The following is a 21497-nucleotide window of genomic DNA, read 5'->3' on the forward strand; positions in this document are numbered from 1 at the left end:
GGCGGTGCTCACCAAGCGAGTTCCGCAGATGGTATCGAAGGCGCAGCGACCAGGGGACGAGGCGCTCGCGCAGCCTTCGATACCAGCGAGGACTGTCTGAGCGACTGAGCACTGCTCGAAGCTCGCGTCCGGCGATGCTCAACATTCTTAGCTCCAAGACCACTGGTCGATGTTGTTCACCAAAGACCACCCGTGCCCGTGGGGATGCGGCTTCTGCTCGGCCACCTTCAAGCCCTCGCGCTCGAAATACAAGTGGTCCACGTTGGCGAGCCACACCCAGGTGGCCGCCCCCTCCGGCGCCACGCCGGTTCCCGTGGCCGCATCCCACTGGGCGGCCTGGTAGAAGGGATAGGACTCCTCTACGGTGCGCGCCGCCTGGGCCGCTTCCAAGTTCGCGTCCACCGTGTCGTTCATGTACTGGGCGTAGTTGCCCCAACCGGTGGAGTAAGTGAGCTCGAACAGCTCCACCGGCGAGTTGGAGCCCCAGCCCCACAGCACCGGGTCGGCGTACTGCCGCAGGTAGATGTCGTCCCAGCTGGCCCCCTTCGGCTCGACAGCGATGCCGAGGGCCGCCGCCTGGTCGGCGAAGTCGTAGGCCAAAGCCTGGCGCGTGGAATCGCCGGCAGCGTAGTACAGGTCGAAAGCGCAGGGCAGCCCGTCCCGAGCGCGCATCCCGTCGCCGCCTCGTGCCCAGCCGGCTTCATCTAGCAGGAGCTCGGCCGCCGCGACGTCGGTTTCCACGCGCATGGCCTCACTTGACCAGGGCATGCCGTCGCCCACCGAATAGGCCTCCCGGCCGAAGCCGGCCAGCACATGCTCGATCATCTGGTTGCGATCGATACCGTAATTGAGCGCACGCCGCACGGCGATATCGCTCGTGACGTCGTTGCCGCCGGCATAGACCATGTCGCCTTCCACGGTCACATCGGCGCCCGAGGGGTTGCAGGGCAGCGAGATGCCGCGGGAATCCACCGACGCGCAGTTGAGCAGCGTGTAACCCGCGGGAACCGCCCCGGCCAGCGCCGCCGAGGTGTAGGCCACGTCCGCCGTGCCCGACTGGGCGGCGGCCAACGACGCGTCCTCTTCCATGAACAGCACCACAACACGGTCCATGAGCGGCTTGTTGCCGTAATAGTCGGGGTTGGCGCGCAGGATCACCTGCTGGCCGCGATCCCATTGCTCCAGCATATAGCGGCCGCTGCCGATGGGGTGAGTGCCGTAATCGGGGCCATAGGCATGGGCCGGTACGATGCCCACTACGGCAAGTGTGTACAGAAGCGCGTTATTGGGACGCTTCATGGCGATCTCGCAGGTTATGGCATCGGTGGCGCGGGCCGCCTCAACCATGGACAGGTCGGCCTCAGCCGCTTCCCCATTCACGATACCGTTGATGGTGAAGGCCACGTCCTCGGCCGTGAGCGGCACGCCGTCGGTGAACATCACGTCATCACGGATATGGAACGTCCAGGTGAGGCCGTCCTCGGAGCAGCTGTAATCGGTGGCGAGATCGTTCACGAACTCCAGATTGTTGTCGGTGACGATGAGCGTCGATTGGATGAGCGGCTCGTGCACGTGCTCGCCGGCCCCCCAGCCCACGAGCGGATCGAAGCCGGCCGCCGGCTCCGAGGAGGGCGTCATGGTGATTACCACCTGGCTTACGCCGTCGGGACCGACACCGGCACCCGCCGCGCCGGCATCCGCAGGTTCGTTCGCGCCCGAGTCTGCCGCTCCCTGCGCACACCCCGCTAAAAGCGCGACGCTCCCCGCCGCTCCGGCAAGTCCCGCTGCACGCACGAAGTTCCTTCTCGTCAGGGTCATAGCTTCTCCTCCTGTTGGTGTTACGTCTCTTCAACGCGTAACAATACCATAGGTAAGACGCTAGTGTTACGAAATTTCAATTCGTAAGACGAATGGCCGATGCGAAAGGTAAATAGACAAAGACCCCCAGGTGCGCCCAAGGAAGTCAGCGAGAGGCCGTCAGCAACAGCGGAACGAACTATTGCCCCATCATGTCCTGGATCTTCTTGAGGTCGCTCATGGACATGCCGCCCATGCCGGGAATGCCCAGGCCGCGACGGCGCTTGCCCTTCTTCCCCTTCTTGCCCTTGCGCGAGGCCTGCTGCTCCATGCCGGCCGTGGCCTGCTTCACCATCTTCTTCGTCTCGTTGAACTTCTTCATCATCTGGTTCACGTCGGTGACGGTGACGCCGGCGCCCTTGGCAATGCGGGCGCGGCGGCTGCCGTTCAGAAGCTCCGGCTTGGCGCGTTCGGCCTTGGTCATGGAGTTGATGATAACCTCCATGGCGTCGAGCGCCCCCTCATCAACCTGGCCCGAGCCCAAGGCCTTGTCGCCACCGGGCAGCGCGCTGATGAGCTTGGAGACGCCGCCCATCTTGCGCACCTGCTTGTTCATCATGAGGAAGTCGTCCAAAGTGAGCTGGCCGCGCATCATGCGCTCGGCCTCCAGCTCCTCCTCTTCGGCCTGCTGCACGCGCACGGCGTTCTCGATGAGCGAGACGACGTCGCCCATGCCGAGGATGCGCTTGGCCATGCGGTCGGGGTGGAAGACCTCCAGGGAATCGGGCTTCTCGCCCGAGGAGATGAACTTGATGGGCTTGCCCGTGACCTCGCGGATGGAAAGGGCGCCGCCGCCGCGGGCGTCGCCGTCCATCTTCGACATGATGACGCCGTCGAAGTCGACCGACTCGGCGAAGGCCTCCACGACGTTGACGACGTCCTGGCCGGTCATGGCGTCCACCACCATGAGGATCTGGTCGGGGTGGGTGGCGTCCTTGATGGCCTGGGCCTCCTCCATCATGTCGGCGTCCACGTGCAGACGACCCGCCGTGTCGATGATGACCACGTCGCGCAGGTTGTCGATGGCGTCCTGGATGCCCTCGCGCGCGATGGCTACCGGGTCGCGCCCGTCGCCGCGATAGACCCGCACGCCGATCTCGTCGCCCAAGGTCTGCAGCTGGTCGGCCGCCGCGGGACGGTACACGTCGCCGGCGATGAGCAACGGCGAGTGATTCTCCTGCTTCAGCCGGTAGGCGAGCTTGGCCGCCGCCGTGGTCTTGCCGGAGCCCTGCAGGCCCACGAGCATGATGACGTTGGGGATGCGGCTTGAGAGCACGAGCCGGGAATCGGTGCGGCCGAGCAGCTCGGTCAGCTCGTCGAGCACGATCTTCACGACGTTCTGAGCCGGGGTGAGCGAGTCCAGCACCTCGGCGGAAAGGCAGCGCTCCTTGGTGCGGGCAACGAAGCTCTTCACCACTTTGAAGTTGACGTCGGCCTCCAAGAGCGCCAGGCGGATCTCGCGCATGGCGGCGTTGATGTCGTCCTCAGTCAGACGGCCCTTGCTGCGCAGGCCGGAAAAGATGCCCTGAAGGCGTTCGGAGAGGTTCTCGAGCATGGGGGTTCCTTATCTATTCAAACAGGCGCTTCCAGAAGCTTTTCTTTTCGGGTTCGGGGGCCGGCTCGCCCTCAGGCTCGCCCTCGGGCTCGTCCTCGGCGTTTTCATCGACGGCGGCCATAGCGAGCTCGGCCAGCTCGTCGTCGGTGAAGGGGGCATCGTCGAAGACTCCTTCCTCGGCCGCCTCCGCAACGGCTTCGGCGTTGCGGTCGAGCTCCGTCAGCTCGGCGGCCTCAAGACCGGCGGAGGTATCCTCCTCGGTTTCCAGGACGAGGGTGTCGTGGGTGCGCCGGCCCAAAGCGGCTTCCAGCAGATCGGCATTGTCGGGCTCGGCTGCCGCCTCCTCCGCGGCATCGGCGAAGGCCTCTTCCGCATCGCCCTGCGCGTCCACCACGGGCGCTTCGCCATCCTCAATCTCCGCGAGGGCCTCCACGGTCGCGTCCTCGACCGTCTCCCCGGCAGACCCCTCGACCGCCTTCTCGGCCTCGGCCGCGCACGCCGGCGCGCCCTCCAGCACGTCCCGACGGCGCTCGCCGGCCGTGACGGCCGCCTCCTTGGCGTTCTCGCCGCGCAGGCCGTCCTCGTCCGCATCGAAGCGCTCGTCGAAAGTGCCGACGAGCGCCGAGGCGAACTCGCGGGCGTCGAAGTCGCGCAAGTCGTCGATGCCCTCGCCCACGCCGATCTTCACGATGGGCAGCCCCAGCTCGTGGCTCACGGCCAGCGCGATGCCGCCTTTGGCCGTGCCATCGAGCTTCGTGACGATAAGGGCGTCCAAATCCAGCGCGCGGTTGAACTCGCGGGCCTGCTGCAGGCCGTTCTGACCCGTGGTGGCGTCGATGACGAGCACCGTGTACACCGGCAGCTTCGAGCGCTTGCGCACCACGTTCACTACTTTCTCCAACTCGCGCATGAGGTCGGCGGAGGTGTGCAGGCGCCCGGCCGTGTCGATGAGCACGAGCTCGGCACCGGTCGCTTCGGCGCGCTCCAGCGTGTCGTAGCACACGCTCGCCGGATCGGCTCCGCGCTCTCGGGTAACCATCTCCACCCCGGCGCGGCGCGCCCACACCTCAAGCTGCTCGATGGCGGCGGCGCGGAAGGTGTCGGCCGAGCCCAGGATGACCGCGCGACCCGCATCGGTTTCCGCCTTGGCGAGCTTGCCCACGGTGGTGGTCTTGCCCGTGCCGTTGATGCCCACGAACAGCACCACGGCCTCATCGCCACCGAAGATGTCGGCCCCGGGCTCGGTGAAGGCACCGGCGATCTCGTCGTTCAAGAGGTCGAGCACCGCATAGGCGTCGGGCAGCGCCTTACGGGTGGCTTGGTCGCGCAGGTTCTCCACGATGTCGCTGGCCGCCGCCCCGCCCACATCCGACAGGATGAGGGTTTCTTCCAAGCCCTCCCAGAACTCCTCGTCCAAATCGGGTCCACGGTCCAAAAGGACGTTCATCGACTCCTTGAACTTGTCGCGCGAGCGGGAAAGCCCCTCGCTGATGCGATCGAAAAAGCCCATCGGGCACTCCTTCGAAATCAAAATGACATTTCCTCAAGTTTACCCCATCGAGGGCCGGGCGAGACGCACGGCGGCCAGGCGACAAATCACAACCACGAGCTGACGATGGGAACCCAGCCCATGACGAGGATGATGACCACGAGCACCGGCACGCCGAAGCGCATCCACGGGCGCAACCACCGAGGGAACTTGAGTCCTTCGCCCTCGTTGGCCTCGGCAAGGAACCTCTTCCAGCCCCAGCCGCGCCGGGACACGCAGAACAGCACAAAAACGAGCGAGCCCAAGGGCATGATGTTGCTGGACACAAGGAAGTCCTCCACCGTCTGGATGTCGCCCACTCCCGGCATGACCACATCCGAAAGCACGTTGAACCCGAGCGCACAGGGCAGCGACAAGAGAGGAATGGCAATGAGGTTCACCGTGACGGCCCGCTTGCGCGACCATCCCCATTGGTCCATCGAGAACCGCAGGATACCCTCGAACACGGCGATGACCGTGGAGAGCGCCGCGAAGGACATGAACACGAAGAACAGCGTGCCCCACACCTGTCCGCCCCACATCTGCTCGAACACGCTCGGCAGCGTGATGAACACAAGACCGGGGCCCGAGTCCGGCGCCACGCCGAAGGCGAAGCAGGCCGGGAAGATGATGAGCCCCGTGGCCAGGGCGACGCCGGTGTCGAGCACGCCGATCGTGGCCGCCTCGCCCATGAGCGAGCGGTGCTTGTCGATGTAGCTGCCGAAAATGGTCATGGAGCCCATGCCGATGGACAGGGTGAAGAAGGCCTGACCCATGGCCGCGTAGGCCGCCTCGAAGAACATATCCGGGCTACCGAAGATCTTCGAGAAGTCCGGCAGCAGGTAGAAGGCCACGCCGTCGGCCGCCCCCGGAAGGGTGAGCGCGCGCACCACGAGCACCCCCAAAATGGCGAGCAGGGCGAGCATCATGGCCTTGGTGATGCGCTCCACGCCCTTTTGCACCCCCAGCGAGCAGATGAGGATGGAGACGACGCACACCACTACCATCCAGAAGACGCATTCCACCGGCGAGGCCAGCATCGCGTCGAAGACGGCCGAGGTGGCCTGCGAGTCGGCCCCCACGAACTGCCCGGAGGCGAACTTCGGCACGTAGGCAAGCATCCACCCGGCCACCGTGGTGTAGAACATCATGAGCAGATAGCACCCGGCGATGCCCACCCACTTGTACTTGTGCCAGTGAGTGCCCGCCGGCTCCAGCACGTTGAAGGCGCGGGCGATGGAGCGCTGGGAACCGCGGCCCACAGCGAACTCCATGACCATGATGGGCAGGCCCAAGACCACCAGAAAGACCAGGTACATGACGAGGAAGGCCGCGCCTCCGTACTCGCCGGTGATGTAGGGGAAGCGCCAGACGTTGCCGAGGCCTATGGCGCAGCCAGCGGAGATGAGGATGAACCCCAGACGGCTGCCGAATCGCTCACGTTCCAATAACGTCTCCTTTAAACGAGCCGCGCCCCGACGAGCACGACCGCTGATTTTTCACGAGAGATCATGCTAACAGAACAGAGAAGCCCGCTGCTCGGGGATTTCCAAGCAGCGGGCTTTCCCTTTTCCATCCAAGCGCCCCGAACACTGTGGCCCGGAGCGTCCGGCGCGTTACTTGTCCTCGGCGGCCTTCTTGGCGTCGTCAGCCTTGTCCTTGGCGGCATCGGCGGCATCGGCAGCCTTCTCCTTGGCGGTATCGGCCGCATCCTTGGCCTTTTCGGCGGCGTCGGCGGCGGCGTCCTTCAGATCGCCGGCCTTCTCGGCGGCAGCATCCTTCAAGTCGGCGGCCTTCTCGGCAGCGGCGTCCTTCAGGTCGCCCGCCTTATCGGCCAAATCGTGGGCGCCATCCTGGAACGCCTCCTTGATGTCCTCGCCGGCTTCCTTCATCTTATCGATGAAACTCATGGTGAATCTCCCTTCATCGGGTCTTGCGCGTGCATCCACCATACCGTGCCGCAGCCGTCGCCGCCTCGCGATGATCCCATCCGACGATGACCCCTTGACGACCTGTTAAGCTGCGGTCATCTGCGCCAGACGCCCTATTCTCCCCCCCTTATTTGCAGATCGCTGAAAAAAAAGATGGCGTCCGCAAAGAACGGACGCCATCTGGGAGAGGTCAGTTAAGACGTGCTCCCTCTTGCTTATGCATTCACCTTCTTCGGCAGATACCACACCGACGGGTTCGTGCCCTCCTCGGACAATAGCTGGAAGCCCTCGGCTGCCTCGGCCTGGGAGCGAAGATCGTCAAGTTCTCCGAATACGCGAGCGCCAGCGGGACAAGCGGCAACACAAGCCTGAACGCGCCCGTCACCCGCATCGATGCGATCAGCGCAGAACGTGCACTTGTCAACGGTGCCCTTGGGCATCGTGGGATACATAACCTCCTCGTACTCGTTGAGCGTTTCACCAAAATACCCGTTCTCGTCCTCGCGGTAATAACGAGCTCCGTAGGGGCAAGCGCTCATGCACGACTTGCAGCCGATGCACTCGTCCTTGTTGATCGCGACAATGCCGTCCTCGCGCTTGAACGAGGCCCCGGTTGGGCACACCTCAACACACGGAGCGTTCTCGCAATGCATGCACAGCATGGGATAGGCCGTCATGCGAACGTCGGGATAGTTGCCGACGTACTCGATCTCCACATGGGCGCGCGTTACCTTGGGCGGTGTCCCATGGGCCTCTTTGCACGCAACGGCGCAGGCATGGCAGCCAATGCACTTCTTAAGATCGATGAGCATTCCATACGTCATAGCTTATCCCTCCCTAGGAAATCTTCTCAACTTTGACGCGAACCGTCTGATCGAGCGCCGAGCAAATGTAGTCAAAACGCTTGGGATCATGGCCTGGCGCGAGGTGGGCGATAGGCGTTCCCTTGCCCTTGCTGCTCGGAATAAACTCCGAATGGGAGCCCCATGATCCGCAGATGACGGCCATGCATTCGGGATGGATCTTCTCCGAAGTCATGAGGATGCCCTCAACGGAGGAATCGTGCTGGCTGACGAGACGAATCTTATCGCCATCGGCAAGCCCCTTTTCCGAAGCCACGGCAGCGTTCATTTCCACAGCGTAAGCGTAAGGGTTGGACTCGTTAACCTCGTTGATATAGGGATTGCCGAGGCCCCACGAGTCGACATTGATGGAATCGGTGTAGTAAATGGGGAACAAGGTGAAATCGGGATCGGTCACCTCCCATTCCGTGCAAGGCTTCCAATCCGGGAACGGCTGATAGTCATCAGTTTCCCAATAGATACCGAGCTCCTCAACGGTCTTTTCAACCTTCTCCTTCGCTTCAAACATGAAATCCCAGTACAACGGAACTTTACCGGGCGCATTGTTAGCCCAAATGTACACCTCATCAACGTCGCGCGGATGCGTGTAGACGCCATGCTCTTTAAACCACTCGAAGTCATGCTCCTCGTCGACGAGGCTCTTGGCAACGGAATTCGCGAACGCCTCGAGGTCGAAAGGCTGATCCATGGGAACAGAGTATTCATCCTTAACCCGGTACACCATGTTCATAAGCCCAACGTAATTCGCGGTCATGCCCCTGCGGTCGGCAAGATCGCCCATTATCTCGAAAATGGACTTCACGCCGTCCTTCGGCTCGACAACCGGCTGCATGATCGGATATGCCCACGGCACATCCAAGCCGCAGATCACCCGGTGGTTGAAGAACATGTGAGGCAAAGGATCGATTCGCTCGAGATAGTTCGCCTCAGGAAGGAACACATCATACAAGTAGGAGGATTCGTTGAGGAACAGGTCGACGCCCACGATGAAATCGAGATTCTTCAGCATTTCGATCTGCTCGTCATGGTTGCCCCACCATTTGATGGGATTGCAGCCGTAAACAAGCGCGGCCTTGATAGGCTGAGTGCCGTACAAATCGGGATCGCACTGGGCCAGGTTGAAGAAATGCGCGTCCTCTCCGAGCGGCTGGAGGGCGAGCATACTCATATCGGTCGGCTTGTACTCCTCAATCGGCTTGCGCACGCGCTCGTAGTACGAGCCGGGATAGGCCATGAGCAGCGAAACGTCGTTCATGAAGCCGTCTTCCTCCCAAATTGAGGGACGGAACTGAACAACGTTCTCAGGGTCATCGGTAATGCCGTTGCAGGCGGGATCGAATCCGATAAGGCCTCCCACCGAGTTCGCGGCACCCACGATAACATTCAGCATGATGACAGACCAGCAGGCATGGTAAGCATGTTTGTGCCGCGTCAGACCGGAGAACAGATCGACGCAAACAGGGCGGTAAGGCATCGTCACCCCGCCGACCTCGATGGTCTCGCCGATATGGGCAGCCTCGCCAAACTCTTTGGCGATCTGACGAATAGTAGCGGCGGGAACCGTAGTGATCTCTTCTTGATATTCAGGTGTATAGCGCGAAATATGGGCCTTGTAAAGGGTAAACGCCGTTGTGCAAGCAGCGCCATCAACCTCAAACGTGCCTTCCAGCACTGGCTGCACGCACTCGTCGTAGGGCTTGGCAGTGTTGTCGGACGCATCCATGTAGAGCGCCTTGTTCGACTCGGGATGACGCAAGATGCGCTGCGTCTCATCGCTGACGAGAGCCGGGCCGTTCGTGCGGTTCGTTAGATACTCGGCATCGAAGATCCCCAGCTCGTTCACAAGAACGTTCGCCATTGCCAGCGCAGCAGCGGCGTCGGTGCTGGGACGTATCGGCACCCAAAGGTCAGCGGCTTCGGCGCCCGCCGACATATGAGGATCGAAGTTGACGAGACGCATCCCCTCCGCGCGACGCTTGGAGAAAAGCTCGGCCGTCATATTGAAGCCGTGACGCGTGGCAACGCCAGCATTGGTGCCGAACTGAATGAGGTAGTTGCAATACTCGTAATCGGGCTTCGCGTTGCCCGCCCCCGTATAGATGTAGCTTACCTGGTGAACGCCGGTGCCGCACAAATCGGCAATGGCATTAGCCGGCTCATAGGCGCCGTAGAGCGCACCGAGCGCCATGCCCTTGACCAAGCTGCCCGTTTGGCTAGCGACCATGGACATGCTCCCAAGAGCTCCGGGATATTCCGCAACTGCCTTCGAGAACGCCTCATCGACAAGATCGTACGCTTCGTCCCAGCTGATCTCGACCCAGCCCGGATCGATGTCGATCCCCTTTTCGGGATTCGTGCGCTTCATGGGTTTGGTGATACGGTTCGGATCGTACTGCTGCATGATGCCTGCGGCACCTTTTCCACAAATGTGGCCATAGCCGATAGGGCTATCCGGATTGCCCGTCAACTCCACGATCACGCCATCGATAACATGCGCCTTGATCGAGCAGTTGTTGAAGCACATGTTGCAAGTGGTGGGAATCCATTCGCCCGCGTTCGGATCGTAAGCCGTCTTCTCCGGCGAAGTGCTCGCCAGATCAGTCCCCTCCTTCTCTGCCGTGCCCGACGCACATCCCGCCAGTCCCGCAGTGAGAGCCGCAGCGCCGGCTCCTGCCACGAACCCTCGGCGACTGACGTTCAAGCCGTTCTCGCTCATGGTGTACCTCCCTCAAAATATAAGGGATTCCCCTGCCCTCTGCAGAGGACATTCCCCTGGCACCCTCAAATGCCTATTGTCAGGGTACACTACTCAACTATGACAATCAATAACTTAGACTATCCTATTTAGGAAATAATGCATTTCTTTTCGAGACGATGCGCCTTCTCGCAGTTGAATGCGGGAAACTGCGGTGTTTGCACACGCCGTAAATCAAACATCGCACAGGACGCATCCAGTCCGTAACTCTGACACCGACGAAATTAGATCGGAACTGAATAACCGTGAGTTATTTCAAGAAACCATCGATGTTGTTGAAAGCCTCGCCGAAGGCACTTGGGGCGATAACAAGGCCGCCCTTTTCTTTCACCGACTCGTAAATAAGGTTCATCGTACGCAACTGAAGCGCCTTGTCATTGCGCTCGTAAACAGCTGCCGCCTCTACAAACATCTCAGAGATGTCCTTTTCCACCTCGGCGAGAAGCAAACGCGAGTTACGCTCTCGCTCAGCCTGGGCCTCTTTAGATAAAGCATCCTGCAATTCTGACGGAACAGCGATATCGCGAATCTCCACCGAAACAACCGTGATGCCCCACGCACGCGTTTTCTCCTCGAGAATCTCTTTCACTTCGTTGTCCAATTGCTCGCGGCGCGTCGCCACCTCGGCGAGATTGATGCGACCCACCGCATCGCGCAGGGCGGTTTGAGCAGCCCACCATACCGCTGATGAATAATCTTCCACCTCCACGCAGGCGTCTTTGGGATCCCAAACCATCCAGAACAGCACCGCATCGATGCCCAGCGGCACAAGGTCGGCCGTCACAGCCTCCTCGGCCGAAAACGGTGTGGTGATAATGCGCTGGTCAACTCGCGCAGCCACTGATTCGACAATAGGAACAACCACATATAATCCTGGTCCATCGATGCGATTGAACTTCCCTAGGCGCAGAACCACGACACGCTCCCACTGCGGAGCGATGCGAACGGTACTCGAGGCCACCAGGCCCACTGCTACGCCGCCCAAAAGGGCCACGGGCAGCGATGCGTTCCACACAAGGAACGCGAACAGACCGCCGGAAGTCAAGAAGAGCGCTATAGCGAACAGGTAAACGCTGTTACGCGACGTCTTTTTCGCCGTCGGCGCCGCCATAGACCCCGTCAATGCCTTAACGCGCGCAGGAACCTGCTCGGCCTCTCGCGCCTGCTTCGCCTTACTTCTCACCCTTCTCCCCCTTGAACTGGTGCTAGGCTACTCCACCGAGCAGAATGAGCTGCTCGGACACAAGATCATGGATATCCTCCGCCGACATCCCTGCCGTGAGCGCCTGCTGGACAAAATCAACGGCGAGCGCTTCCACGTCGCCATCAACAACCGAAAGATGAGCGTTCTTGAGGTCGGAGACGTATGTTCCGCGGCCACGTTGGGTGTAGATGTAGCCATCGCGCTCAAGATCCTGGTACACCTTGTTCACAGTATTGTAATTGACTCCCAGCTGCACTGATAGCTCTCGAACCGATGGCAGTCTCTCACCTCGCTCGAACTTGCCTGACGATATCAAGTACACCAACCGCTTGCGAATTTGAATCCAGATAGGGACGACGCTCTTCTCGTTAATGCGAAAGTCGCTAATAGGATCGGCTTCCGCCTGTGCTGATATATTCGATGCTGTCTCCGCCATGCTCATGGTATCGTCCTTCTCTAAGTGATAGCGTCATAGTATCACAGAGGACGACGACAGCAAAGCACCCTCTCGGCCTCTATGGCGCCGAAGGAGAAAGCCACCCGTTAGCTCCAGAAGCCCAGCGCGCTCATGAAGACAAGATTAAATCTTTCGGTAGCCATGAGCAGCGCCATTCGAAGGCACAAACCTCCCACCAACGCACAAGTACTCCCTAGCACCACAGCCACCGGCGCGGGCAGACGGCGACAGACAGCATCAACGGAGAAAGGCGCAACAAGCCCCATCATCACTACCCCAGCCCAAAACAGCAGTGCTATGCTCCCGCTCATTAGCGACTGGGCCGAGGTGCCCGCTGGCCCATCCGAGGCAAAGCAGCTGGCAAGAAAACCCGCTAAAACAAGCGCTTCGACGATGACGAAGACCATATCGAGCGGCAGCAGCGCATTGGTAGCCAGCTGCATGCCAGGCGAAGCCAAGCGGAAAAACGCCGTCACTATGAGCGCCGCGAGCCCGCACGCCAACGCTGAAGCCACGAAAAGCACGGGAACCCATCCTGTGTGAAGAAAGGGGAGCGAAGGATACATGGCGAGAAAGATGCCAGAATACACCACCACGAACAATGCCATTCCCATGGCCACCAAACTGCAGGCAAACTCGCACACACGCAGAACAACCTTCCCTGGAGCAAGCTCGTATTCATAGCCATCCCCTTCGCCGTCAGCAAGTGACCCCAGGACCAATGCGAGCGTCGCCATCACGCAAAATACCAGAATAGCCCACGCACCCATGGAAAGAAGACTGGAGGTCGAAGCAAGAAAGAGGTGAAACACCCGATCGGGCACACCCAAGTCGAGAAAAAGAAAAAGCGCGCTCACCGCCACAAGCACCGGACCGAGGATCAAACCGGCATCGGTAACAGCGCTCACACGCGCAAACCATCCTCCCGCTGCACGAGGACGAAAGCGCAGAACCATATCGACGACGGCACCGATAAGAAACGCGCCGGCCCCCGTGCCAGCGAGAAACAGATACAGCGCGATGTAAATGCTTACCATACTCGATTTCCCTTCCCCCTCGCAGCTCCCTCAACAACCCCATCCCTCAGCGTCTTCCGGCCAGCACGAACTCCAGGGAGGCGGTGGTCGCGTCAGCGCTCTTCAGCGTGACGGCGACGCGCTGGCCCAGCCGGTAGACCTTCCCCGACTCGTCGCCCACAAGCGTGTAGCGCACCGGGTCGAAGACGAAGTACTCGTCGCCCAAGGCCCGCACGGGAAGGACGCCCTCGGCCGTGCAATCGAGGCGCACGTAGAGCCCCCAGGCCGCCACGCCGGAGATCACGGCCGAGAAGGACTGGCCCACGAATGCGGCCAGGTACTCGACCATCTTCAGCTCCTGGGACTCGCGGGCCGCCGCCTCGGCCACCCGTTCCATGGCCGAGGAGTGCTCGGCGATCCAGGGAAGTGCCGCCACCTCCTGGTCGAATTTCTCCGGACGGCGCGTGAGCGCGGCGCGCAGCATACGGTGCACCACCAAATCGGGGTAGCGGCGGATGGGGCTCGTGAAATGACAGTACGCCTCGCTGGCAAGCCCGTAATGGCCCTGGTTCTCGGGCCGGTAGTCGGCCCTTTTCATGGCCCGCAGCAGAAGCGAGCTGACAAGCTCCCCCTCGCTGCGGGGCGCGCTTGCCGTCAAAATCTCCTGGATGACCTTCGGATCCCCCGCCACCAGCCGCGCCTCCATGGGCTTTTCGAACCAATCGAACTCCTGGAACACGGGAATGAGCGAGCCCAAGGCATCGGAGGCCGGAGGTTCGTGGACGCGGTACAGGCAGGGAAAGCCGCGCCGCTCCAGGTAGCCGGCCACGGTCTCGTTGGCCAGGATCATGGCCTCCTCCACCAGGCGCGTGGCGTCGGTCTTGCGGCGCAGCGCGATGTCGGTCGGCCGTCCCTCCGCATCGAGGATCACCTTGGCCTCGGTCGTGGCGAAGTCGATGCCGCCGGCCCGGGCGCGGGCCGCCTCCCGGGCGCGGGCGAGCCGCGAGCATTCCACGAGCCGCCAGGCAATATCGCCCCCGGCGGCGATGGCGGCCTTGTAGTCGACGAGGATGTCGTCGGCCTCGCCGTAGGAAAGGCGCGCGTCCGAGCGGATGAGGGCCGGGTACAGCGAGAAGCGCACGAGCTCTCCCTCATCGTTCAGGAACAGGTCGGCCGTCATGGAACGCCGCTCGGCGCCGGGCGCGAGCGAGCACAGCTCGTCGGAAAGAGCCGGGGGCAGCATGGGGATGACGCGGTCGGCCAGATACACGCTCGTGGCGCGCCGACGCGCGTCCAAATCGACCGAGGAGCCCCAGGGCACGTAGTGGCTCACGTCGGCGATGTGCACGCCGAGCCGCCACAGCCCCTCCCCTTCCAGATAATCCAAGGACAGCGCATCGTCGAAATCTTTGGCGTCGGCCGGATCGATGGTGAAGGTGAAGCGGTCGCGCAAGTCGCGGTAGCCGGCGGCCAGGGCCCCCTCCGCATCCAAGGTCGCCGCGGCCGCGTCAGCCAGAGCCCCCTCCGAGAACACCGTCTCCAGCTTGTGGCGGCCGACGATGAGGTCGATGCCGGCCCCCGGCGCGTCGGAGGTATCGGCGAGCACCTCTTCCACAAAGCCCGTTGCGGCGCTGCGGCGCGTCGGGAACTGGGCGATGCGCACGCGCACGAGCGCCCCGTCGGGCACCTCGGGCGACTCGGCGCGCATGGTGAACACGTCGTAGGGAATGCGCGGATCGGCGGGGACCACCACCCCGAAGGGCTCGGCCACCTCGTAGCGCCCCACCAGCGTGTCGTGGGCCCGGTCGACGACCGAGAGCACCCGGGCGGCGGGACGACCTGTCATATCCCCGTCGTCATCCGCGACTCGCCGCCCCTTCGATGCCCCGGCCCGCAGAGGCGCGATTTCCACCAGATCGCCGTCGAAGGCGCCGGCGAGGCCCGAGGCGGGGATGAAGTACTCCCCCTCGGCCGTCTGCACGAAACCGAAGCCGCCGGCGCTCACGGTGAGAACGCCCCGGGGATTCGCCTTGGGGCGGCGGCGCGTGTGCTTCCTGTTGCGGCTCACCCTATCTCCCTTCCCTTACGAGACGCGAAGGCGCCCGTGCACGTTGCGCGGCCGATCCTAGGCCGCCGGAATGAGCGAGCGGGCGATGTCGATGCCGGTGGCCAGCTGGGAGTCCGCTCCATCCTCCCCCTCGCCGTTTACCACCCCCACCTGGGGCACGATACCCACGTTGTCGATGGGCTCGCCCTGGGGCGTGAGGTAGTAGGCAGCGGTGTAGCGCACAGCCCCGCCGAAGTCCAGCTCGCGCACCACCTGCACCGAGCCCTTGCCCATGCTCGTCTCCCCCACCACGTCGGCCCGCTCGTTGTCCTGCAGCGACGCGGCGAGCACCTCGGCGGCGGCGGCCGTGTAGCGGTTCACCACCACGACAAGCGGCACGTCCTTGTACGGCGCGTCGCCCGCGGCCGATTTGGTGGTGGCCGGCCCATCGTTGCCCTGAATCTGCACGAGGACGCCGGAGTTCACGAACAGGCTCGCGATATCGACGGCCTGGGTGAGGTATCCGCCGGCGTTGTCCCGCAGATCGAGCACGATGGCCCCGGCCCCCTGCTCGATGAGCGATTTCGTCGCCTGGTCCACCAGCTCCGCGGCGTTGCTCGAGATCTGGCGCACCTTCACGACGCCCACGCCGTCGGAAAGCGCGGTGGTGAGGTTCGCCTCCTCGTAGACCTTGCAAGTGAGCGTCGTGGTGAACTGCTCGCCGGTCTGGGCGTCCAGGCTCGCCGGGCGCATCCAGGTCACCGACACCGTCGCGCCCTCGTCTTTGGCCAGCGCGTTCACCACCTCGGTCATCGACCAGGCCGATACGTCCTCGCTGTCGATGGAGGTGAGGAAGTCGCCCTGCTGCACGCCTTTGGCCTCGGCCTCGGAGCCCTCGAAGACATCCGACACGTAGGCGCGCCCGTTGTAGTCGGCGAACACCACGCCGATGCCGGCGTAGCTGCGCTCGGTGGTCTCCTTGATGTAGGTGTTGTACAGATCGGGGTTGTAGTAGGTGGCGTAGGGGTCGCCCGTGGACTTCATCAAGTCGTCGAGCATGGAATAGGTGGCCGCCGTAAGGTCGATCTCGTCCATGGAGTACGTGGAGAGGATGTCCTCCACATCGCCCACCCGGGCCGAGACGGACTCGAAGGTGTTGTTGGCCGCCGCAGCCGCAAGCGCCTCCCGCTCGCCATCGGAAACCGGGATGCCCCAACTCGCCACCAGCTCGGTCTGGCTGCGCAGGGCGAAGCCCCCGACGAAGGAGACGGCGACGAGGATGACCGCGAGGAACACGCGGAGCAGACCGTGGCTCGTCGCCTGATCGACCCGCCGCTCGCTGCGGGCCCGGGGGTTGGGGGTGAGATGCCGCCCGTTGCGTTCTTTGGCCATGGCCGCTCCTTGCACGTGACTCCGTCAATCTGAAAAGCGCGACCCCCTCGGCTCATCAGTGCCGCGGGGGTCGCGCCGACGTTCCAAACCTTTAAGGAAGATTCTACACCTTCAGGTACCGCCTCATGGCGAAAGCGGAGCCGAGAAGGCCGATTACGAGACCGGCTACCACCAGCACGATGTAGATCATGATGTAGGTGTTGCCCGAGACGTCCAGCGAGAGGAAGGACAGGGCGCTTTGCAGCTTGGGGATGCCGTACATGCGCAGCACCTGCAGGACGCCCACGGCCAGAAGCGAGCCGATAAGGGCGTGCAGGGCGCCCTCCATGAGGAAGGGCCCGCGGATGAACCCGTTGGAGGCGCCCACCAGGCGCATGATAGCGATCTCCTTGCGCCGGGCCATGATGGCCAGGCGGATAGTGTTGTTGATGAACACGAGCGCGATGAACACGAGCAGCAGCACCAGGGCCACGCCCAAATAGCGCACGTACTTGGTCACCGAGAACAGGCGATCCACCGTCTTCTGGCCGTACTTCAGCGAATCGGCCGGGTTGTCGGGCTCGTCGCAGATGGAGCGGAACGTCTCGTCGGCCTCGATGGCGGCGGCGATCTCGTCGACCTTCTGCGGGTCGGCGAGGCTCACGTCGATGGAGGCGGGCAGCGGGTTCGTTCCGTCCAGCTGCTCGATGATCTCGGGGTTGGTGGTCATGGAGTTGCTGAAGTTCTCCAGCGCCTGCTCCTTGGTGGTGAAGCCGACGCTTTCCACGCCGTCCATGCCCTGGATCATTGCGGTGACGGCGTCGATGGACTCCTGCGGCGCATCGTCGGCCACGTAGGCGGTGATGGAGACCTCGTCCTCGATGGAGGACACGAGGCGCTCCACAATGGTGCCGCCCACGAGGAACACGCCGATGATGAGCAGCGAGAGGAAGATGGTGATAATGGAGCCGAGCGTCGTGGAGAGGTTGCGCGCGAAGCCCTGGAGCGACTCCTTGAAGAAGTAGAAGAGACTAGACATCGAAGCCGTACACCCCCCGGTCCTGGTCGCGAGTGAGATGCCCGCGGTCGAGCGCGATGACGCGACGGCGCATGTTGTCGACCATCTCGCGGTCGTGAGTGGCCACGAGCACCGTGGTGCCCGTGCGATTGATGCGCTCGAGCAGATCCATAATGCCGCGGGAGGTCTGCGGATCCAGATTTCCCGTGGGCTCGTCGCAGATGAGCAGAGGCGGCCGGTTCACGATGGCGCGCGCGATGGAGACGCGCTGCTGCTGGCCGCCGGAAAGCTGATCGGGATAGCTGTTCAGCTTGTCGGAGAGGCCCACGAGGCGCAGCACCTCCGGCACTTGCGTCTTGATGACGTGCCGGCTCTTGCCGATAACCTCCAGGGCGAAGGCGACGTTCTCGAAGACCGTCTTGTTCGGCAGGAGCTTGAAGTCCTGGAACACGCAGCCGATATTGCGCCGCAGGTAGGGCACGCGCCAATTGCGCATGGTGGTCAGATCCTCGTCAGCCACGTAGATCTTGCCCGAGGTGGGCTTGATCTCGCGGGTGAGCAGGCGGATGAAGGTGGATTTGCCGGATCCGGAGTGGCCCACGAGGAAGATGAACTCGCCGGCGAAGATCTGCAGGGTCACATCGCTTAAGGCGGGCTTCTTCGGCTGGGCCGGGTAGGTCTTGGTCACATGATCGAAGGTGATGACCGGCGCGCCCATGGGGGCGGCCATCTCGTCCACTTCGAGCATAGGCAAAGCCTGGGACAGCTGGGAGGTCATCGACGCCTTCTGGGCGTGGCCGGGCTGGGGCGCCGCCGCGCGGGCGCGCGGGTTGTTGCCCTGGGCCGGCGCGCCGGCGTGACGGCCGGCATGACCAGGAATTCCCTGGTTCCGTTCGTTCGTCACAGCTTGCTCCGTTCAGGTTGTTCGTTACTGAGACTGAAGTATTTTAGCAAAGGCCCACGCGCTCACGAACCTTTTTCACAGCTTCAACAATGGCCGTAGCGTCAATGTTGAAATAGCCGAGCAGTTCCTCGAACTCGCCGGACTTGCCGAAACGGTCGCGCACGGCCACGCATTCCACGCACACGGGGTCGGCGCCGGCCAGAAGCTCGCAGACCGCCGAGCCCAAGCCTCCGATGACGGAATGCTCCTCAGCCGTCACGACGCAACGGGTCTTCGCCACCGATTCGAGGATGGTCGCCCCATCGAGCGGCTTCACCGAGAACGCGTCGATGACCTCGGCGGAGATGCCTTCGGCAGCGAGCGTGTCGGCGGCCGCGAGCGCCTCGCGGATCTCCACGCCGTTGGCCACGATGGTCACATCGGTCCCCTCGCGCAGCACGTAGGCGCCCCCGATCTCAAGCTCCACGTCGTCGTCGTAGACGCAGGGCACCGCGGCGCGGCCCATGCGCACGTAGACGGGGCCGGGCGTGGCGGCAGCGAGGCGCAGGGCGGCGCGGGCGGCAGCGTAGTCGGCAGGCACGAGCACCCGCATGCCGGGAAGACCGCGCATGAGGGAGACGTCCTCGAGCATCTGGTGCGAGCCGCCGTCGGGGCCCACGGAGATGCCCGCATGGGTGGGGGCGATCTTCACGTTCAGGTTCGAGTAGCACACGGTGTTGCGGATCTGGTCGTAGGCGCGCCCGGTGCCGAACACGGCAAACGAGCCCGTGAACGCGATGTTGCCGGCCAGCGAGAGGCCCGCTGCCACGTCGATCATGTTCTGCTCGGCGATGCCGCAGTTGAACAGGCGCCCGGCGTATCCCGCGTCGGCGAGCTTCTTGGTGGTGGTCGAGCCGGTCAGGTCGGCATCTACCGCCACGACGGGCACGCCCTCGGCGGCGAGCTCCGCCAGCGTGGCGCCGTACGCGGCGCGCGTGGCCTTCTTCTGGGCAGCGGTCTCGGCGTTTGCGAGTTTCACCATGGCGGGCCTCCTATTCCGCGTCGGCGGACAGCTCCGCCAGAGCCTTCTCAAGTTCCTCGGGCTTCGGCGCCTTGCCGTGCCAGCCGGCCTGATTTTCCATGAAGGAGACGCCCTTGCCCTTCACCGTGCGAGCGATCACGCACACCGGACGGGCCGTATCGGCCGCCTCGGCCTTGATGCGGCCGAAAAGCTCGATGAGCGCGGGAATGTCGTGGCCACATACCCGCTGCACATCCCAGCCGAAGGCGGCGAACTTCTCGCCCAAATCCCCCGGATCGCACACGTCGTGGATGCAGCCGTCGATCTGCAGCTCGTTGTTGTCGATGATGGCCACGAGGCGCCCAAGCTTCTGATGGGCGGCGAACATGGCCGCCTCCCACACCTGGCCCTCCTCGCACTCGCCATCGCCGAGCACCGTGAAGACGAGGCCGTCCTCGCCGGTCAGACGCAGGCCGGCCGCAAGGCCCGCGGCCACGGAAAGCCCCTGGCCGAGCGAGCCGGTGGACACCTCCACGCCAGGCAGAAGGTTGGAGTCGGGATGCCCCTGCAGGCGCGTGCCAAGCTTGCGCAGGGTGCGCAGCTCGTCGGTCGGGAAGAAGCCGGCGTGGGCCAGCGTCGCATAGAGCGCCGGCGCCGCGTGCCCCTTGGCCAGGATGAACCGGTCGCGGCCGACCTTCGCGGGATCATTCGCGTCGTAGTCCATGACGCCGCCGAAGTACAGCGCCGTAAGAATGTCGGTGCAGGAGAGCGACCCGCCCGGGTGCCCGCTGCCCGCTTCCGTGATCATGGTCAGAATATCCTTGCGAATGTCGGTGGCCTTCGCCTGCAAGGCGGCAGTATCCATAAGCTTCCCTTTCCCGTTCGCTTCTAGGAGTTGGCTACTCTCCACGTATGATACCCGATGACGAAAGGTTCCAGGGCGCCGGAAAGGACGGCGTCCACATTTCCCGTCTCAACGCCGCTTCGGAGGTCCTTCACGAGCTGGTACGGGAAGAGCACGTAGTTGCGGATCTGGCTGCCGAAGGAGTTGTCCCGCCGCTCGCCGCGCAACTCGTCCAGCTCCTCGGCCCGCTTGCGCTCCTCCAGCTCGTAGAGCTTGGCGCGCAGCACGCGGAAGGCGGCTTCCTTGTTCTGCAGCTGGCTCTTCTCGTTCTGGCAGGTCACCACGATACCCGTGGGCTCGTGGGTAAGGCGCACGGCCGAGTCGGTGGTGTTTACGCACTGGCCGCCCGGACCGCTGGAGCGGTACACGTCCACCCGCACGTCGGCGGGGTTCAAGTCGACCTCGATGTCGTCGGCGATGACCGGCAGCACCTCCACCGAGGCGAAGGTGGTTTGGCGGCGCTTCTTGGCGTCGGTGGGGCTGATGCGCACGAGGCGGTGGATGCCGATCTCGCTGCGCAGCATGCCGTAGGCGTAGCGCCCCTCGATCTGGATGGTGGCCTTGTCCAACCCGATGCCCTCGCCGGGCACGAGATCGAGCACCGTCACCTTCCAGCCCTTGTCCTCGGCGTAGTGGACGTACATCTGGTAGAGCATACGGGTCCAGTCCTGGGCCTCCAGGCCGCCCTGGCCGGGGTTCACGGTGAGGATGGCATCGCCCTCGTCGAACTCGCCGGAGAACCAGGACTCGATCTCCAGCTGGTCGAGCAGCGCCGTCAGCTCGGCGGCGGTGCGCTCGGCCTCTTCGGCGAAGGCCGCATCGTCGCCGGCCAGCTCGCACGCCGCCGACGCATCATCGAGAAGCCCGCAGGCACGCTCGTAGTCCTCGATGGTGGCGCGGAGCCCCGCCGCCTTCTTCGAGACCGCCTGGGCGGCCGCCGCGTCGTTCCAAAAGTCCGGACGGGCCGTCTGCTCGTCCAGCGCGGCCAGCTCGTCGCGACGCTCCTCGATGCGCAAGAACGAGAAGGCGTCGGACACCCGTCCCTGTGCCTTCTCGATCTCCTTCTGAATGTCTCTCAGTTCCATGC

At 63.3% G+C, this 21497-nt stretch carries 17 protein-coding genes; all 17 read right to left on the reverse strand.

Annotated features, from left to right (window positions below; translation table 11 throughout):
* Positions 1 to 147: 147 nt before the first annotated feature.
* The 17 genes from ACYVRU_RS01295 to prfB all read right to left on the reverse strand — a co-directional run bounded on the left by ACYVRU_RS01295 (position 148) and on the right by prfB (position 21495).
* Entirely contained in the window at positions 148 to 1818 is a 1671-nt protein-coding gene (locus ACYVRU_RS01295; RefSeq protein WP_461185635.1) for an ABC transporter substrate-binding protein, read from the reverse strand.
* Between the two features lie 178 nt (positions 1819 to 1996).
* Positions 1997 to 3412 (reverse strand): signal recognition particle protein, encoded by a 1416-nt coding sequence (gene ffh / locus ACYVRU_RS01300; protein ID WP_461185636.1) that lies wholly within the window; start codon positions 3410 to 3412, stop codon positions 1997 to 1999.
* Positions 3413 to 3425: 13 nt separating this feature from the next.
* Complete coding sequence (ftsY, locus tag ACYVRU_RS01305; protein ID WP_461185637.1) at positions 3426 to 4922, reverse strand: signal recognition particle-docking protein FtsY; 1497 nt, start codon at positions 4920 to 4922, stop codon at positions 3426 to 3428.
* An 86-nt stretch (positions 4923 to 5008) separates the two neighbouring features.
* A complete protein-coding gene (locus tag ACYVRU_RS01310; protein WP_461185638.1) occupies positions 5009 to 6388 on the reverse strand; it encodes a sodium-dependent transporter in 1380 nt (459 codons plus the stop codon).
* Positions 6389 to 6556: 168 nt separating this feature from the next.
* Complete coding sequence (locus ACYVRU_RS01315) at positions 6557 to 6850, reverse strand: hypothetical protein (protein WP_181869717.1); 294 nt, start codon at positions 6848 to 6850, stop codon at positions 6557 to 6559.
* 236 nt (positions 6851 to 7086) lie between these two features.
* Positions 7087 to 7695, reverse strand: a complete 609-nt coding sequence (locus tag ACYVRU_RS01320) for a 4Fe-4S dicluster domain-containing protein (protein WP_173112677.1) — start codon at positions 7693 to 7695, stop codon at positions 7087 to 7089.
* 13 nt (positions 7696 to 7708) lie between these two features.
* Complete coding sequence (locus tag ACYVRU_RS01325; RefSeq protein WP_173112674.1) at positions 7709 to 10450, reverse strand: molybdopterin-dependent oxidoreductase; 2742 nt, start codon at positions 10448 to 10450, stop codon at positions 7709 to 7711.
* Between the two features lie 289 nt (positions 10451 to 10739).
* A complete protein-coding gene (locus ACYVRU_RS01330; RefSeq protein WP_022740134.1) occupies positions 10740 to 11600 on the reverse strand; it encodes a slipin family protein in 861 nt (286 codons plus the stop codon).
* Between the two features lie 94 nt (positions 11601 to 11694).
* Positions 11695 to 12135, reverse strand: coding sequence for a GntR family transcriptional regulator (locus ACYVRU_RS01335; RefSeq protein WP_231699607.1), 441 nt, complete (start codon positions 12133 to 12135; stop codon positions 11695 to 11697).
* A 101-nt stretch (positions 12136 to 12236) separates the two neighbouring features.
* Positions 12237 to 13187 carry an NrfD/PsrC family molybdoenzyme membrane anchor subunit gene (gene nrfD / locus ACYVRU_RS01340; RefSeq protein WP_461185639.1) on the reverse strand — a complete coding sequence of 317 codons (951 nt, stop codon included), beginning with the start codon at positions 13185 to 13187 and terminating at the stop codon, positions 12237 to 12239.
* A gap of 46 nt (positions 13188 to 13233) precedes the next feature.
* Positions 13234 to 15234, reverse strand: coding sequence for a ribonuclease R (gene rnr / locus ACYVRU_RS01345; protein ID WP_114540015.1), 2001 nt, complete (start codon positions 15232 to 15234; stop codon positions 13234 to 13236).
* 57 nt (positions 15235 to 15291) lie between these two features.
* On the reverse strand, positions 15292 to 16605 hold the full coding sequence (locus ACYVRU_RS01350; RefSeq protein WP_114540014.1) for a S41 family peptidase: 1314 nt from the start codon (positions 16603 to 16605) through the stop codon (positions 15292 to 15294).
* A gap of 103 nt (positions 16606 to 16708) precedes the next feature.
* The gene (gene ftsX / locus ACYVRU_RS01355; RefSeq protein ID WP_022740139.1) at positions 16709 to 17623 is read right to left on the reverse strand and encodes a permease-like cell division protein FtsX; all 915 of its coding nucleotides are present in this window, start codon (positions 17621 to 17623) and stop codon (positions 16709 to 16711) included.
* Entirely contained in the window at positions 17616 to 18380 is a 765-nt protein-coding gene (gene ftsE / locus ACYVRU_RS01360) for a cell division ATP-binding protein FtsE (RefSeq protein ID WP_231699616.1), read from the reverse strand. The genes ftsX and ftsE overlap by 8 nt, the downstream gene beginning before the upstream one ends.
* A 169-nt stretch (positions 18381 to 18549) precedes the next feature.
* A complete protein-coding gene (locus ACYVRU_RS01365; protein WP_461185640.1) occupies positions 18550 to 19527 on the reverse strand; it encodes a transketolase family protein in 978 nt (325 codons plus the stop codon).
* A gap of 10 nt (positions 19528 to 19537) precedes the next feature.
* Complete coding sequence (locus ACYVRU_RS01370; RefSeq protein WP_461185641.1) at positions 19538 to 20371, reverse strand: transketolase; 834 nt, start codon at positions 20369 to 20371, stop codon at positions 19538 to 19540.
* 23 nt (positions 20372 to 20394) lie between these two features.
* On the reverse strand, positions 20395 to 21495 hold the full coding sequence (gene prfB / locus ACYVRU_RS01375) for a peptide chain release factor 2 (protein WP_461185642.1): 1101 nt from the start codon (positions 21493 to 21495) through the stop codon (positions 20395 to 20397).
* Between the last annotated feature and the right edge of the window lie 2 nt (positions 21496 to 21497).

The sequence above is a fragment of the Adlercreutzia sp. CNCM I-6216 genome, from assembly GCF_977113345.1.

What these genes read in the sequence shown, in the direction of transcription:
- ftsX (WP_022740139.1), bottom strand. Translation starts at nt 17,623, where the DNA reads ATGTCTAGTCTCTTCTACTTCTTCAAGGAGTCGCTCCAGGGCTTCGCG.
- ACYVRU_RS01315 (WP_181869717.1), bottom strand. Translation starts at nt 6,850, where the DNA reads ATGAGTTTCATCGATAAGATGAAGGAAGCCGGCGAGGACATCAAGGAG.
- ACYVRU_RS01295 (WP_461185635.1), bottom strand. Translation starts at nt 1,818, where the DNA reads ATGACCCTGACGAGAAGGAACTTCGTGCGTGCAGCGGGACTTGCCGGA.
- prfB (WP_461185642.1), bottom strand. Translation starts at nt 21,495, where the DNA reads ATGGAACTGAGAGACATTCAGAAGGAGATCGAGAAGGCACAGGGACGG.
- ACYVRU_RS01350 (WP_114540014.1), bottom strand. Translation starts at nt 16,605, where the DNA reads ATGGCCAAAGAACGCAACGGGCGGCATCTCACCCCCAACCCCCGGGCC.
- ACYVRU_RS01330 (WP_022740134.1), bottom strand. Translation starts at nt 11,600, where the DNA reads ATGGCGGCGCCGACGGCGAAAAAGACGTCGCGTAACAGCGTTTACCTG.
- nrfD (WP_461185639.1), bottom strand. Translation starts at nt 13,187, where the DNA reads ATGGTAAGCATTTACATCGCGCTGTATCTGTTTCTCGCTGGCACGGGG.
- ACYVRU_RS01365 (WP_461185640.1), bottom strand. Translation starts at nt 19,527, where the DNA reads ATGGTGAAACTCGCAAACGCCGAGACCGCTGCCCAGAAGAAGGCCACG.
- ftsE (WP_231699616.1), bottom strand. Translation starts at nt 18,380, where the DNA reads ATGACCTCCCAGCTGTCCCAGGCTTTGCCTATGCTCGAAGTGGACGAG.
- ftsY (WP_461185637.1), bottom strand. Translation starts at nt 4,922, where the DNA reads ATGGGCTTTTTCGATCGCATCAGCGAGGGGCTTTCCCGCTCGCGCGAC.
- ACYVRU_RS01335 (WP_231699607.1), bottom strand. Translation starts at nt 12,135, where the DNA reads ATGAGCATGGCGGAGACAGCATCGAATATATCAGCACAGGCGGAAGCC.
- ACYVRU_RS01370 (WP_461185641.1), bottom strand. Translation starts at nt 20,371, where the DNA reads ATGGATACTGCCGCCTTGCAGGCGAAGGCCACCGACATTCGCAAGGAT.
- ffh (WP_461185636.1), bottom strand. Translation starts at nt 3,412, where the DNA reads ATGCTCGAGAACCTCTCCGAACGCCTTCAGGGCATCTTTTCCGGCCTG.
- ACYVRU_RS01320 (WP_173112677.1), bottom strand. Translation starts at nt 7,695, where the DNA reads ATGACGTATGGAATGCTCATCGATCTTAAGAAGTGCATTGGCTGCCAT.
- ACYVRU_RS01325 (WP_173112674.1), bottom strand. Translation starts at nt 10,450, where the DNA reads ATGAGCGAGAACGGCTTGAACGTCAGTCGCCGAGGGTTCGTGGCAGGA.